We start from the raw sequence: 13,513 nt of genomic DNA on the forward strand, positions 1-13,513 counted from the left end.
GGGGGGCATTTATCGCATATGTTCCAGCTTCAGGTATTCCTCGCTCTGCATCTCCTGCAGGCGCGAGAGGCAGCGCTGGAACTCAAACTTCAGCCGCTCGCCCTGGTAGATCTCGTATAAAGGCACCTCGGCGCTGACCACCAGCTTGACGTGGCGCTCGTAAAACTCATCCACCAGCGCAATGAAGCGCCGCGCTTCACTTTCCATCAGCCGCGTCATCACCGGCACATCCAGCATCATCACGGTGTGGAACAGGCGTGAAAGCGCAATGTAGTCATGCTGGCTGCGGGCATCCACGCAGAGCGTCGCAAAAGAGACCGCCAGCGTTTGGTTTTCTACACCAAGGGTGGGCAACGGACGATGGTTAATCTCCAGCGTCGGTGCGTTATCCCGTTTTGCGCCCGCCAGCGCCAGCCAGAGTTTATCCATCTCGCGGGTGGTGTCGGCGTTTAACGGCGAAAGCCACAGGTGCGCCTGCGTTAACGTGCGCAGACGGTAATCAACACCCGCGTCGACATTCATGATGTCGCAGTGCTGCTTGATGGCATCGATGGCGGGCAGGAAGCGCGCCCGCTGCAGGCCGTTGCGATAGAGTTCATCTGGCGGGATATTCGACGTGGCAACGAGCGTGATCCCGCGGGCAAACAACGCCTTCATCAGGCCGCCTAACAGCATGGCGTCGGTGATATCAGAAACAAAAAACTCATCGAAGCAGAGCACGTCCGTTTCCGCCTTGAACCTGTCGGCCACAATCTCCAGCGGATCGCTTTTGCCCTGCAGCGCGGTTAGCTCCTCATGCACCCGGAGCATAAACCGATGGAAGTGCAGGCGCTGTTTACGCGCGCCCGGCAGGCTGAGATAAAAGAGATCCATCAGCCAGGTTTTTCCGCGCCCGACGCCGCCCCACATATATAAACCGTGCACCGGCGCGTGGGCCTGCGGTGCTTTTTTGCCGAGCAAGCGTCCAAATACGGCCTTGAGCCCACCACTTTGTTCTATTTCATCGGGTTTTGCCGTGAGTTCCTGATAAATCGTCTCCAGACGGTTTACCGCCTCACGTTGAACGTCATCCGGTTGGTGCGTACCCTCGCTAAGGGCCAGTTGATATCGCGATGCAGGGGACAGGTTTTGCATAATCTTATTGTTATTCCTTCAATTAACGCTCACCGGCAGGCGTGACTGGTGAAAAAAAGGCCGTTCTACACTACGCGATGATACGTCAGGATTCCACTTCTGCGGAAATAGCGGTTATAGTGGCATTATCAGGCACAGGCAGGAGCCGAGCCAACACCCTACGGAACAACAAGACAACGGGAGAAGTTCATGACCTGGGAATATGCGCTAATCGGTTTAGTCGTCGGCATCGTGATCGGTGCTGTGGCCATGCGTTTCGGTAACCGCAAATTGCGTCAGCAGCAGTCACTGCAGTACGAACTGGAAAAGAATAAAGCAGAGCTGGAAGAGTATCGCGAAGAGCTGGTCAGCCACTTTGCCCGTAGCGCCGAGCTGCTGGACAACATGGCGACCGACTACCGTCAGCTGTATCAGCATATGGCGAAAAGCTCCAGCAGCCTGCTGCCGGAAATGACAGCGGAAACTAACCCGTTCCGTAACCGTCTGGCAGACTCAGAGGCCGGTAACGATCAGGCGCCGGTCCAGATGCCACGCGACTACTCTGACGGCGCGTCCGGCCTGCTGCGCGGTGGCGCAAAACGCGATTAATCGCACAACGTGAATATATTTTACGGGCGCATCTCTTGCGCCCGTCCTTTCTTCCCGTCCCCAGCTATTATTTAGTCAAACACCTCATTGTTCAGCGTTATAAAATTCAATAACATCATCATGATTGTGGGTCGTTCTTCTTTCATTCCAGGATACGAGAGTCAGCATCAATGAAGAAAAAAAACCAGCTGTTGAGCGCTTTAGCGTTAAGTGTCGGGTTATCTCTCTCGGCATCCTACCCTGCCGGTGCGGCGCTACCTTCGCAGGTGCCGGGACAGGCAGCCATTCCAAGCCTCGCGCCAATGCTGGAAAAAGTGTTGCCCGCGGTCGTGAGCGTTCAGGTAGAAGGCACGGCGGTGCAAAGCCAGCGCGTACCGGAAGAACTGAAAAAATATTTTGGCGATGAGTCCCCCAACCAGCAGGCTCAGCCTTTTGAAGGCCTGGGTTCTGGCGTCATCATTGATGCGGCTAAAGGCTATATTCTGACCAACAATCATGTCATCAGCCAGGCCGATAAAATCAGCGTTCAGCTGAACGATGGCCGCGAATTTGACGCTAAACTGATTGGCGGCGATGACCAGAGCGACATTGCGCTGTTGCAGGTGCAGAACCCAAGCAACCTGACCCAGATTGCCATTGCGGATTCCGACAAACTGCGCGTCGGTGATTTTGCCGTTGCCGTGGGCAACCCCTTTGGTTTAGGGCAAACCGCCACCTCCGGTATTATCTCGGCGCTGGGGCGTAGCGGCCTGAATCTGGAAGGGCTGGAAAACTTCATCCAGACCGATGCCTCAATCAACCGTGGGAACTCTGGCGGAGCGTTACTCAACCTTAACGGCGAGCTGATCGGCATTAACACGGCGATTCTGGCGCCGGGCGGCGGCAGCGTTGGGATCGGCTTTGCTATCCCGAGCAATATGGCACAAACGCTGGCGCAGCAGCTTATCCAGTTCGGCGAAGTCAAGCGTGGGTTGTTGGGTATTAAAGGCATGGAGATGAGCGCGGATATCGCGAAAGCGTTCAATATCAACGTGCAACGCGGTGCGTTTGTCAGCGAAGTGCTGCCAAACTCCGGCTCGGCAAAAGCAGGCATCAAATCGGGCGATGTGATCGTCAGCCTTAACGACAAGCCGCTGAGCAGCTTTGCTGAGCTGCGTTCGCGTATCGCCACCACCGAACCGGGGGCCAAAGTGAAGCTGGGCCTGATCCGTGACGGTAAGCCGCTGAACGTCGAAGTAACGCTCGACAAGAGCACCTCGTCCTCTGCCAGTGCGGAGCTTATCGCCCCGGCGCTGCAGGGAGCAACGCTAAGCGACGGGCAGTTGAAAGACGGTACGAAAGGCATTCGCATCGACACCGTCGAGAAGAGCAGCCCTGCCGCTCAGGCCGGATTGCATCAGGAAGATGTGATCATTGGCGTGAACCGCAATCGCGTGCAGTCCATTGCCGAACTGCGCAAGGTGCTGGAGAGTAAACCGGCGGTCATTGCCCTGCAGGTCATGCGTGGCAATGAGTCAATCTACATTCTGTTGCGCTAAGCATTTGCGATCCCGGACATCACCGCTGCGTGTGATGTCCGGATAACTCATGTTATGCTGCAAATCGTTCCTTTTTTCACGACACGCGCATCATGCTTTTAAAGCTCTTACGTTCCATTGTCATCGGTTTGATTGTCGCTGGCCTGCTGCTGCTGGCGATGCCGTCTTTGCGTCAGTTTAATAAGCTGTCAGCACCCCAGTTCGACAGCACGGATGAAACGCCAGCGACCTATAACCAGGCCGTTCGCCGCGCCGCCCCTGCCGTGGTTAACGTGTATAACCGCGGCCTCAATAGCTCAGCGCATAACCAGCTGGAGATCCGCACCCTCGGTTCCGGGGTGATTATGGACGAGCGCGGCTACATTATTACGAACAAACACGTGATCAACGATGCCGACCAGATCATCGTCGCCCTGCAGGATGGCCGCGTGTTTGAGGCGTTGCTTGTAGGTTCAGACAGCCTGACCGACCTGGCCGTCCTGAAGATTAACGCCACGGGCGGCTTGCCGGTCATTCCGATCAACCGTAAACGCACGCCTCATATTGGTGATGTCGTCCTGGCAATCGGTAACCCTTATAACCTCGGCCAGACGATTACCCAGGGGATTATCAGCGCAACCGGCCGCATTGGCCTCAACCCGTCAGGGCGGCAGAACTTCCTGCAGACGGATGCGTCAATCAACCACGGTAACTCCGGTGGCGCGCTGGTCAACTCGTTGGGCGAACTGATGGGCATTAATACCCTCTCGTTCGATAAAAGTAACGATGGCGAGACACCGGAAGGAATCGGCTTTGCTATTCCGTTCCAGCTGGCGACCAAGATTATGGATAAGCTGATCCGCGACGGACGCGTGATCCGCGGCTATATCGGTATCGGCGGGCGCGAAATTGCACCGATGCATACTCAGGGCGGCGGTATCGATCAGATTCAGGGTATTGTGGTCAACGAGGTGGCACCGGGCGGTCCGGCGGCAAACGCGGGGATTCAGGTCAACGATGTCATTGTGTCGGTCAACGGCACGCCAGCGGTCTCTGCGCTGGAGACAATGGACCAGGTGGCCGAAATTCGCCCTGGCTCTATCATCCCTGTTGAGGTCATGCGCAACGATAAGAAAATGACGCTGCATGTGACGATTCAGGAATACCCGGCAACAAACTAACAGCCATAAAAAAACCGAAGCCAGTAAGTGCTTCGGTTTTTTTTGCCGGGTGGCGCTTCGTTTTACTTGTTAACGAACTCTTCGCCCAGGGTGATATCTTTCTTCAGCGTGTCCAGCATGCCTTCCATCGCGTTTTGTTCAAACGCGCTCAGCGTACCGATAGACTTACGCTCTTCGATACCGTTTTTGCCCAGCAGCAGCGGCTGAGAGAAGAAGCGGGCATGTTCGCCGTCGCCTTCAACGTAAGCGCATTCAACAACGCCTTTCTCGCCCTGCAGGGCGCGAACCAGTGACAGACCGAAACGTGCAGCCGCCTGGCCCATAGACAGGGTTGCAGAACCGCCACCCGCCTTCGCTTCCACCACTTCGGTGCCCGCGTTCTGGATACGTTTGGTCAGGTCAGCCACTTCCTGCTCGGTGAAGCTCACGCCCGGGATCTGCGACAGCAGAGGCAGAATGGTCACACCAGAGTGGCCACCGATAACCGGCACTTCCACTTCTGTTGGCTGTTTGCCTTTCAGCTCAGCAACGAAGGTGTTGGAACGGATGATATCCAGCGTGGTCACGCCGAACAGTTTGTTTTTGTCGTACACACCCGCTTTCTTCAGCACTTCTGCTGCGATAGCAACGGTGGTGTTCACCGGGTTAGTGATGATACCGATGCATGCTTTCGGGCACACTTCAGCGATCTGCTGCACCAGGTTTTTCACGATGCCCGCGTTGACGTTGAACAGGTCTGAACGATCCATGCCTGGCTTACGCGCCACGCCTGCAGAAATCAGCACCACATCAGCGCCCTGCAGCGCAGGACGTGCATCTTCACCGGAGAAACCTTTGATTTTTACAGCGGTCGGGATGTGGCTCAGGTCAACCGCCACACCTGGGGTTACCGGAGCAATATCGTACAGGGAGAGTTCTGAGCCTGAAGGCAGTTGGGTTTTCAGTAGTAGGGCAAGCGCCTGGCCGATACCACCAGCAGCGCCGAGGACTGCGACTTTCATCCTAAACTCCTTATTATGGTTAACTTAAGTATCTGTAAATCCGTTGCCGCGACCTTAAATCAGCATGTCTTTAATTACAATTTTCGAAGCTAAAGAATTTGAGGTCACACGACTTTATCTCTCACCAGAAAGCTATCTGATGACAGATGGCAACGAATTAAGAGGTGGTTACAATACACCCTGCCACGCCACCAAAACAACATCATTTTGATAACATTTAATTTACTTTTAAGCTTATTTGCATCGCGTGACCCAGGCATGTTTTCTGATAACGAAATCTGATAAAATCACTCCCTTTCATAACATTATTTCAGCCTGGCGCTGAGTAGATAATTTGCATAAAAATTCATCCACATGCATAATAATGTTGTTTCTATCGTCCATTTCCGGGTGACTTATGCGAAGCTCGTCTAAGCAAGAAGAATTAGTAAAAGCCTTTAAGGCGCTACTTAAAGAAGAGAAATTCAGTTCTCAGGGAGAAATTGTTCAGGCGCTGCAGGAACAAGGCTTCGATAACATCAACCAGTCGAAAGTCTCCCGCATGTTAACCAAGTTTGGCGCGGTGCGTACCCGCAACGCCAAGATGGAGATGGTCTATTGCCTGCCGGCAGAACTTGGCGTGCCGACCACCTCCAGCCCGCTCAAGAATCTGGTTCTGGATATCGACTATAACGACGCCGTTGTGGTCATCCACACAAGCCCGGGTGCCGCGCAGCTGATTGCCCGCATGCTGGACTCGTTGGGTAAAACGGAGGGGATCCTCGGCACCATCGCCGGTGATGACACCATCTTTACCACACCGGCCAGCGGCTTCTCCGTGAAAGATCTCCACGAAGCGATTCTGGTTCTGTTCGAACAGGAACTGTAATCCCCTCTCCCCGCGGTTCCGCTGCGGGGATCGTTCTGCTCTCACCCTGTTTTCCCTTCTATTCGTCTGCCTCTTGCTTTGACAAATAGTGCTTTTTACTGCCCATTAACATTCACACAGTGAATGCCAAATCAAAAAATCGCACAAAAAATCAAAATAGCATATCCATATGATTTTCTTAGACATAGCACCTCTGAGTGAACAAATAACAGCCAATTTTATGCAATTTGGTTATAAAAAAGAGCGTAGTTAACACGTAATAACAAAGGAAACCATTAGCCTGGTATTAATTTTTACCGTTATTAGTGTATACTTGATTTTGTGATGAGGGTCACGAAACAAGACCCCACTAAAAAATTCGACGAGGTAAGAATCATGAAAATCAAAACTACTGTAGCGGCGCTGAGCGTCCTGTCTGTCCTGTCCTTCGGTGCTTTCGCGGCTGATGCTATTAATGCTGACCAGGCGCAATCCCGTGAGGCAATCGGTACGGTTTCTGTCGGCGCTGTTGGCACGTCTCCAATGGACATGCATGAGATGCTGAACAAAAAAGCGGAAGAAAAAGGTGCGTCATCCTATCGCATCATCGAAGCACGTTCCGGTGACCACTGGCACGCCACCGCCGAGCTGTACAAATAAGTTTTAGTAATCACTGAAGACGTAATTCTCCACTCAACGGCACCAGGCATAAAAATAGCAGTTCAACCCTTCTCGCCGTTGAGCAAAAAACCTGTTCAGGAGTAAAAACTATGAAAACCAAATTGATCATCGCAACCCTGGGTCTGGCATCCGTTCTCTCTTTCGGCGCAAGCGCAGCCGTACAGCAAGTTAATGCCGATCAGGCACAAAATCTGCAGCGTATGGGCAGCGTCTCCGTCACGTCTGTCACCGGCTCCCCGATGGACATTCGTCAGGAACTGGCCGCCAAAGCTGAGAAAGCGGGCGCCAGCAGCTATCGCGTCACCGAACTGAATCAGGGCGACCACTGGCATGCCACGGCTGAACTGTATAAATAAACCCTCGTCGTATCTCATCATACGACTTGCCCCTGGCCTTCTGGTCAGGGGCTTTTTTTGTGCTTAATCAGTGGCGCGCATTGAAACGCAGCTGTCCTTCCAGCTCTTCTTCCGCTTCATCGAAGAGTAATATCAGCGCGCCGAAACGTCTGCGCAACTTATCGGGCAGATGGATAAACTCAATCTCCAGCGGTAGCGGCAGCATGCTGCCGGTGACCACGTCCCACAGCGTATCCAGATTCGTCACGCTTTCCCGTTCAAGATCAAACGCCCGGATAAATTCCCGATAGAAGTCTTCCTGACTGTCGATCTCGTCAAAATCAAAGGTATAGGTTTTCATTGCCAGCCACCCAGTCCAGGCGGGCGGCAGATGCCGCCCTGTCTATTATAATCCCCCGATATGCAGGGTTTTAACTTCCAGATACTCTTCCAGCCCCAGCACGGATCCCTCACGTCCAAGACCGGACTCTTTTATGCCGCCGAAAGGCCCCAGTTCGGTGGAAACGGCGCACTCGTTAATACCAATCATCCCGCTCTCAATGGCCTGTGAAACGCGGAAAACCCGGGAAAGGTTCTGGGTGTAGAAGTAAGCCGCCAGCCCGTAAGGCGTGTTATTCGCGCGCTGGATGACTTCATCTTCCGAGGTGAAGCGGAAACACGCCGCAACCGGGCCAAACGTCTCTTCTTCTGCCAGCTTCATGCCTTCGTGACAGTCGCCCAGCACGGTTGGCATCCAGAAATTACCGCCCAGCGGATGGGGTTTGCCGCCCGCCAGCACGGTCGCCCCTCGTGCGACCGCATCTTCAACATGCTCACGGACCTTGTCGACCGCGGCGGATTCAATCAGCGGCCCGACGACGACGCCGTCCTCAAGGCCATTCCCCACCTTAAGGGCATTAACCGCATCAGCGAGCTTATTCACAAACTTGTCGTAGACGGTTTCCTGAATGTAGAAGCGGTTCACGCTGACGCAGACCTGCCCCGCATTGCGGAATTTATTGGCGATCGCGCCTTTTACCGCAGCCTCGATGTCCGCATCCTCAAAGACGATATACGGGGCATTTCCCCCCAGCTCCATCGAGACTTTTTTCATGGTTTCTGCGGCGTTGCGCACCAGCGTTTTGCCGACGGAGGTCGAACCGGTAAAGGAGATTTTACGCACGTCGTGGCTGGCCATGATCGCATCGCTGATTTCATGGGTATTTCCGGCCACCGCGTTGAGCACGCCATCCGGCACGCCCGCCTGTTTTGCCAGCGTCAGCAGCGCAAAGGCGCTGAGCGGCGTGTTGTTGGCCGGTTTGATCACCCCGGTGCACCCGGCTGCCAGCGCCGGACCTAATTTACGGGTGAGCATCGCCATCGGGAAGTTCCACGGCGTGATGGCCGCGACGACGCCGATGGGTTCACGGGTCGCCAGAATGCGCGAGCCGGGCTTGATCGGCGGAATAATTTCACCGTTCGCGCGCTTGGCCTCTTCGGCAAACCACTGGATAAAGCTGGCAGCGTACTCCACTTCCCCTTCCGCTTCTTTCAGGGGCTTACCCTGCTCGGTGGTCATTAACCGCCCGAGCCAGCTTTTATTCTCAATAATCAGTTCGTACCAGCGGTACAGAATGGCCGAACGCTCTTTTGCGGTTTTGGCACGCCATGCCGGGAAGGCTTTGGTGGCCGCTGCGATAGCTTCTTCGGTTTGCGCTTTACCCGCTTTCGCAACTTTAGCGATGACCTCACCGGTCGCGGGGTTCAGCACATCAAACGTTGTGTCCAGCGTTTTCCAGATGCCATTGACCAGATAACCGGTCTGAAAAAGGGTGTTGTCCTGAAGCGCCTGAGTCGTCATGTGTCCTCCCTTCCTGAATGTAAGTACGTGCTGGAATAAGTATAGCCACAAAAAAACCGGCGCTTTTGGCGTCGGTTTTTTTACGTCGGTCAGTTATCCGTAAGGGCATTCTGATAGCGATGCAGCATAAACACCAGCCGCCCTACCGGCTCGGTCACCTGAGGCGGAGCCTCCCAGTGCTTGAGTTTTTCCTGATAGATATCGAGCTCTTCAAGCAGTTGAGTAAAGTAACGACGGCGTTTGTCATCACTGCTGGCGGAAAGCACATGGTCGGCGGTGCGACGCAGCTGGCGGTGGAAAGCCGACAGATCGTCGTTAATCGGTACCGGCGCGTTACGCAGACGCTGGTGCGCAATAATCATGGTTAATGCCAGGCGGAACTTCGCAATGTCGCCCGGGAACTTGTTCAGCAGTAAAAACAGCTGCTGGTAGAGCGCGGGCAGGTGGTTCTCTTTACGGCGCGCGGTATTGGTGGTCATCGACGATACGGCCGCCGACACGAACTGGTTCAACAATACGCGGCCCGTTCTTGCCTGCGAGTTATCCCGTACCAGCAGAATCACCATCATCGCCAGGAAGCAGCCCACCAGCTGACCCAGCGCGCTGTCGAGGAACTGGCTGAAATGGAAGGTCATCGGGTTATCCAGCACGATGATGTTGATCGTACTCGCCAGCGCCCCCAGCGATCCCAGGCGGCGCTTTTGCACTTCAATGCCGATAAAGAACGCCATCACCGCCAGGCTGATACAGAGCAGCAGCATGCTCTGTTGCGTCGAGGGGATGATGACCAGGAAATAGAGCGCGCCTATTGGCAGAGCGGCAATGGTGCCGTAGAGGAAATCAATGGCGACCATGCGCGGGTTAGGCAGACGCATCGCCAGTGCGGTCACGACGGCAATCATCACCATCGCGCCGCTGCCGGACGTCCAGCCCGTCCACAGCCAGAACAGCGTGCCGAGCATGCAGGCAAGCGTCGTACGCCAGAAGTTGACCATCGCGTGATGACGCTCGGCAGATTCCGCCTTGATCACCACTTCCCCCTGGAGCACCTCTTCTTCCGCCGCGCTGATTTTGGTGTTGCCGATCACGCCGCGCTTAAGCAGCAGATAACGCGTTGCGGCCCCGACCCAGGTGTAGATCGTCACCGGGGTATCGCGTTCCCCGGTCCAGGCAATCACCCTACGCATTCGCTTAAGCTGCTTATGCACGTCCTGCACCGTCTCCACCGGCTCGGCAAACAGCTCGCGGAATGTATCAGTGACCGCTTCCGGGCGGGTGTTCTGGATAAGATAGGTTTCGCACGCCTGGGTAATCAGCGTTAAGGAGACGGTATTCAGAGCCTTAAGACGACGATTCGCCCGTGCCCAGCGCGATGACTCCATATTAAGATTGCTGCGCATTCCTTCCAGCGCCTGCGTACGACGAACCAGCCCGCTCCAGGCTTTGTCCACCTCTTCGCTGTCGCCGTGTTTAATGCAGAGCTGCATCAGTTGATACTGGGCAACCATCAGCGCGTCCAGCGCGCGATCCACCTCTTGCTTGATCGAGCGTGGGGAGAAAAGCAAATCTGCCACGATCGCACAGACAATACCAATCACAATCTCGCTGCAGCGCTCTACGGCAAACTGCGGCGCGAGCAGCGGTTCGCTTTGGATGGTGATAACAATAATCAGCGCGGTATAGCCCGCCAGCCCCCAGGCGTAGGAGTTCTCGACTTTCACCAGAGATGAAATCCAGGTGCAGAAGCCCGCCCAGATACAGCACACCATCAGCATCAGCAGCGGCGTGCGGATCATCAGAATAATAATGGTCAGCGCCGCAAAACAGCCGATAAAGGTCCCGATGATACGCAGCATCCCGCGATAGCGGATCGCGCCAGAGTAAGGTTCTCCACCCGCAGCGAAGGCAGGGCCCGCAGCGACAATCGCAGCGGTGAGCACTGCCCAGCGAGGAGTTTCCAGCTGGAAGTGAAAGCCGACGAACAGCGCCAGGACAATGGCACACGCCAGCTTAACGGCGAAGCGAATGTGCTGGCTGGCGATGGAAAAGATACCCATGACGATTAACCAAACTCGCGCAGGCGATGGGCAATCTTACGGAAGAGGGAGTCCTGGCTGGCATCCCGATCTTTTTCACCGGTAATCACCACCGTCGCCGTGGTCCCCGCTGGCCACAGGTTGCCCTGCTGTTCATCGAGATGAATACGCACCGGCACGCGCTGGGCCAGACGCACCCACTCGAGATTGGAATCCACCGTCGCCATCCCTTTTGCATCGTTAGAGCTGCTGGAGTTGGTCACCCCTGCGGCGACGCTGTCGACGGTGCCTTTAAAGACGCGGTTACTGCCAAGCGGCGTGATTTCTGCGCGATACCCAGGACGCACGCCCTCCAGCTTGGTCTCTTCCATATAGGCGAGCACGTAGAAGGAGTTCTGCTTAACCAGCGCCACGGCGGTTGAGCCACGGGTAATGAACTCCCCGGCATAGACGTTGAGGTTGGTCACCCAGCCATCGGACGGCGCGCGGATTACGGTACGCTCCAGGTCGAGCTTCGCCAGATCGCGCGTTGCCTGCGCTTTCGCCAGCTGGTGCAGCACGGTTTGCAGCACGTTGTTGGACTGGTCAATCTCTTCACGGGACATGGCCTGAACGCCCAGCTGGTTGCGGCGGCCAGCCTCACGGCGTTTCTCCGCGGCCAGCGCCTGGTAATAGGCCACGTCCGCTTCCGCCTCCTCCAGCGCCTTCTGATAACGAGGCTGGTCGATAGTGAACAGCACCTGATCTTTCTTCACCAGCTGGTTATCGTGAACGTTAACTGCCGTGATAAGACCGGCCACGTCGGGTGCGATAGCAACAACGTCGGCGCTAAAACGCGCGTCACGCGTCCACGGTGATTCAGTGTAATAAACCCAGGCGCGGAAAATAGCGATGAACGCGAGGATAACCAGCGCCATGGTAATGGCGGTGCGGGAGATTTTTCTTGTTAGCGTTTTCACATCAACCTCAGACAAACATGCGCGATATCAGGTAAAACAGGCAGCAATACAGCGCGGTATTGAACAATGCAGGGTGCCAGACGAAATCGTAGATCCCGGTCGGGACCAGCACCTTGCGCACCAGCCAGAAGATCGCCAGTGATAAAAGAAGCTCGAAAAATATCGGTGGGAACGACAGACCGAACACCACGATAACGGGAAACAGACTCATGTTGACCTTGATAAGAGAGAGTGCAGGCTTCAGAATTTTTAAGCGCACGCCATCGCGGGAGAGCAAGAAACGCCGGGCGAGAATGGCGCAGCCGTTATGTAATTAATAATATATTAACGTAACTGTTATGCTGTTATCTATCATATGTGATCTAAATCACTTTTAAGCCAGAGTGAACAATGGAACGTTTAAAACGCATGTCCGTCTTCGCCAAAGTGGTTGAACTCGGCTCATTTACTGCCGCGGCGCGCCAGCTTCAGATGAGCGTCTCTTCCATCAGCCAGACGGTATCCAAACTGGAAGATGAACTGCAGGTTAAGCTGCTCAACCGCAGCACCCGCAGCATTGGGCTGACGGAAGCCGGTAAAATTTACTATCAGGGCTGTCGCCGCATGCTGCATGAAGTGCAGGATGTCCACGAACAGCTTTATGCGTTCAACAACACGCCTATCGGCACGCTGCGCATAGGGTGTTCTTCAACTATGGCACAAAATGTTCTCGCTGCCATGACGGCGGAAATGCTGAAGGAGTATCCGGGCTTGACGGTGAATCTGGTGACGGGGATACCTGCGCCGGATCTGATCGCAGACGGGCTGGACGTGGTGATCCGCGTCGGCGCGTTGCAGGACTCCAGCCTGTTCTCGCGTCGGCTGGGCAGCATGCCGATGGTGGTCTGCGCCTCGAAGAGCTATCTGGCGCAGTACGGTGTGCCGGAGAAACCTGCCGATCTCGCTAACCACTCGTGGCTGGAGTACAGCGTCCGCCCCGATAATGAATTTGAGCTGATTGCCCCGGAAGGGATCTCTACCAAACTGCTGCCAGAAGGCCGCTTCGTCACCAACGATCCGATGACCATTTCGCGCTGGCTGGTGGCCGGCGCCGGGATCGCCTACGTGCCGCTGATGTGGGTGATCAATGAGATCAACAGCGGCGTGCTGGAGATCCTCTTCCCGCGCTACCAGTCCGATCCGCGTCCAGTCTATGCCCTGTATACCGAAAAGGACAAGCTGCCGCTGAAGGTGCAGGTCTGTATTAACTATCTGACGGACTATTTTGTGGAAGTGGCGGAGCTGTTTCAGGGGATGCGGGGGAGAAGGAAAGAGTAGGCTTTCACCTCACCCTAACCCTCTCCCCAACGGGGAGAGAGCCGGGATGAGGGGGG

General features: G+C 55.2%; 14 protein-coding genes. 7 read left to right on the top strand and 7 right to left on the bottom strand.

The window, feature by feature from the left end:
* Window positions 1-9: 9 nt before the first annotated feature.
* On the bottom strand, window positions 10-1,134 hold the full coding sequence (zapE, locus tag MX657_RS19930; protein WP_346806540.1) for a cell division protein ZapE: 1,125 nt from the start codon (window positions 1,132-1,134) through the stop codon (window positions 10-12).
* A 189-nt stretch (window positions 1,135-1,323) separates the two neighbouring features.
* Between zapE and zapG the strand changes: the two genes are divergently transcribed.
* The 3 genes from zapG to degS all read left to right on the top strand — a co-directional run bounded on the left by zapG (window position 1,324) and on the right by degS (window position 4,420).
* Entirely contained in the window at window positions 1,324-1,722 is a 399-nt protein-coding gene (gene zapG / locus MX657_RS19935; protein ID WP_010436126.1) for a Z-ring associated protein ZapG, read from the top strand.
* Window positions 1,723-1,892: 170 nt separating this feature from the next.
* A complete protein-coding gene (gene degQ / locus MX657_RS19940) occupies window positions 1,893-3,260 on the top strand; it encodes a serine endoprotease DegQ (protein WP_080328345.1) in 1,368 nt (455 codons plus the stop codon).
* Window positions 3,261-3,352: 92 nt separating this feature from the next.
* The gene (gene degS / locus MX657_RS19945; RefSeq protein ID WP_080328346.1) at window positions 3,353-4,420 is read left to right on the top strand and encodes an outer membrane-stress sensor serine endopeptidase DegS; all 1,068 of its coding nucleotides are present in this window, start codon (window positions 3,353-3,355) and stop codon (window positions 4,418-4,420) included.
* 62 nt (window positions 4,421-4,482) lie between these two features.
* On the opposite strand, the gene mdh is transcribed toward degS, so the two are convergent.
* A complete protein-coding gene (mdh, locus tag MX657_RS19950; RefSeq protein WP_014885422.1) occupies window positions 4,483-5,421 on the bottom strand; it encodes a malate dehydrogenase in 939 nt (312 codons plus the stop codon).
* 397 nt (window positions 5,422-5,818) lie between these two features.
* Between mdh and argR the strand changes: the two genes are divergently transcribed.
* The 3 genes from argR (at window position 5,819) to yhcN (MX657_RS19965) (ending at window position 7,305) form a co-directional block, all read left to right on the top strand.
* The gene (gene argR, locus MX657_RS19955; RefSeq protein WP_008502836.1) at window positions 5,819-6,289 is read left to right on the top strand and encodes a transcriptional regulator ArgR; all 471 of its coding nucleotides are present in this window, start codon (window positions 5,819-5,821) and stop codon (window positions 6,287-6,289) included.
* A 375-nt stretch (window positions 6,290-6,664) separates the two neighbouring features.
* On the top strand, window positions 6,665-6,928 hold the full coding sequence (gene yhcN, locus MX657_RS19960; protein ID WP_014885423.1) for a peroxide/acid stress response protein YhcN: 264 nt from the start codon (window positions 6,665-6,667) through the stop codon (window positions 6,926-6,928).
* A 110-nt stretch (window positions 6,929-7,038) separates the two neighbouring features.
* On the top strand, window positions 7,039-7,305 hold the full coding sequence (yhcN, locus tag MX657_RS19965) for a peroxide/acid stress response protein YhcN (protein ID WP_014885424.1): 267 nt from the start codon (window positions 7,039-7,041) through the stop codon (window positions 7,303-7,305).
* A 67-nt stretch (window positions 7,306-7,372) separates the two neighbouring features.
* Here the strand turns inward: yhcN (MX657_RS19965) and MX657_RS19970 are convergent, their stop codons facing one another.
* From MX657_RS19970 to aaeX, 5 genes are all read right to left on the bottom strand, one after another.
* On the bottom strand, window positions 7,373-7,645 hold the full coding sequence (locus tag MX657_RS19970; RefSeq protein WP_028014596.1) for a barstar family protein: 273 nt from the start codon (window positions 7,643-7,645) through the stop codon (window positions 7,373-7,375).
* Window positions 7,646-7,690: 45 nt separating this feature from the next.
* A complete protein-coding gene (locus MX657_RS19975) occupies window positions 7,691-9,145 on the bottom strand; it encodes an NAD-dependent succinate-semialdehyde dehydrogenase (RefSeq protein ID WP_346806543.1) in 1,455 nt (484 codons plus the stop codon).
* A gap of 89 nt (window positions 9,146-9,234) precedes the next feature.
* Window positions 9,235-11,202 (bottom strand): p-hydroxybenzoic acid efflux pump subunit AaeB, encoded by a 1,968-nt coding sequence (gene aaeB / locus MX657_RS19980; protein WP_346806545.1) that lies wholly within the window; start codon window positions 11,200-11,202, stop codon window positions 9,235-9,237.
* A 5-nt stretch (window positions 11,203-11,207) separates the two neighbouring features.
* A complete protein-coding gene (gene aaeA, locus MX657_RS19985; protein WP_080328379.1) occupies window positions 11,208-12,140 on the bottom strand; it encodes a p-hydroxybenzoic acid efflux pump subunit AaeA in 933 nt (310 codons plus the stop codon).
* Window positions 12,141-12,147: 7 nt separating this feature from the next.
* Window positions 12,148-12,351 carry a p-hydroxybenzoic acid efflux pump operon protein AaeX gene (aaeX, locus tag MX657_RS19990; protein ID WP_003860416.1) on the bottom strand — a complete coding sequence of 68 codons (204 nt, stop codon included), beginning with the start codon at window positions 12,349-12,351 and terminating at the stop codon, window positions 12,148-12,150.
* Window positions 12,352-12,530: 179 nt separating this feature from the next.
* On the opposite strand from aaeX, the gene aaeR reads away from it, so the two are divergent.
* Window positions 12,531-13,457, top strand: coding sequence for an HTH-type transcriptional activator AaeR (aaeR, locus tag MX657_RS19995; RefSeq protein WP_080328349.1), 927 nt, complete (start codon window positions 12,531-12,533; stop codon window positions 13,455-13,457).
* Window positions 13,458-13,513 lie beyond the last annotated feature (56 nt).

The sequence above is a fragment of the Enterobacter chuandaensis genome, assembly GCF_039718975.1.
GTDB classification, from domain to species: Bacteria; Pseudomonadota; Gammaproteobacteria; order Enterobacterales; family Enterobacteriaceae; genus Enterobacter; species Enterobacter chuandaensis.

Coding starts and splice junctions, on each gene's coding strand:
- zapE (WP_346806540.1), bottom strand. CDS start 1,134: ATGCAAAACCTGTCCCCTGCATCGCGATATCAACTGGCCCTTAGCGAG.
- zapG (WP_010436126.1), top strand. CDS start 1,324: ATGACCTGGGAATATGCGCTAATCGGTTTAGTCGTCGGCATCGTGATC.
- degQ (WP_080328345.1), top strand. CDS start 1,893: ATGAAGAAAAAAAACCAGCTGTTGAGCGCTTTAGCGTTAAGTGTCGGG.
- degS (WP_080328346.1), top strand. CDS start 3,353: ATGCTTTTAAAGCTCTTACGTTCCATTGTCATCGGTTTGATTGTCGCT.
- mdh (WP_014885422.1), bottom strand. CDS start 5,421: ATGAAAGTCGCAGTCCTCGGCGCTGCTGGTGGTATCGGCCAGGCGCTT.
- argR (WP_008502836.1), top strand. CDS start 5,819: ATGCGAAGCTCGTCTAAGCAAGAAGAATTAGTAAAAGCCTTTAAGGCG.
- yhcN (WP_014885423.1), top strand. CDS start 6,665: ATGAAAATCAAAACTACTGTAGCGGCGCTGAGCGTCCTGTCTGTCCTG.
- yhcN (WP_014885424.1), top strand. CDS start 7,039: ATGAAAACCAAATTGATCATCGCAACCCTGGGTCTGGCATCCGTTCTC.
- MX657_RS19970 (WP_028014596.1), bottom strand. CDS start 7,645: ATGAAAACCTATACCTTTGATTTTGACGAGATCGACAGTCAGGAAGAC.
- MX657_RS19975 (WP_346806543.1), bottom strand. CDS start 9,145: ATGACGACTCAGGCGCTTCAGGACAACACCCTTTTTCAGACCGGTTAT.
- aaeB (WP_346806545.1), bottom strand. CDS start 11,202: ATGGGTATCTTTTCCATCGCCAGCCAGCACATTCGCTTCGCCGTTAAG.
- aaeX (WP_003860416.1), bottom strand. CDS start 12,351: ATGAGTCTGTTTCCCGTTATCGTGGTGTTCGGTCTGTCGTTCCCACCG.
- aaeR (WP_080328349.1), top strand. CDS start 12,531: ATGGAACGTTTAAAACGCATGTCCGTCTTCGCCAAAGTGGTTGAACTC.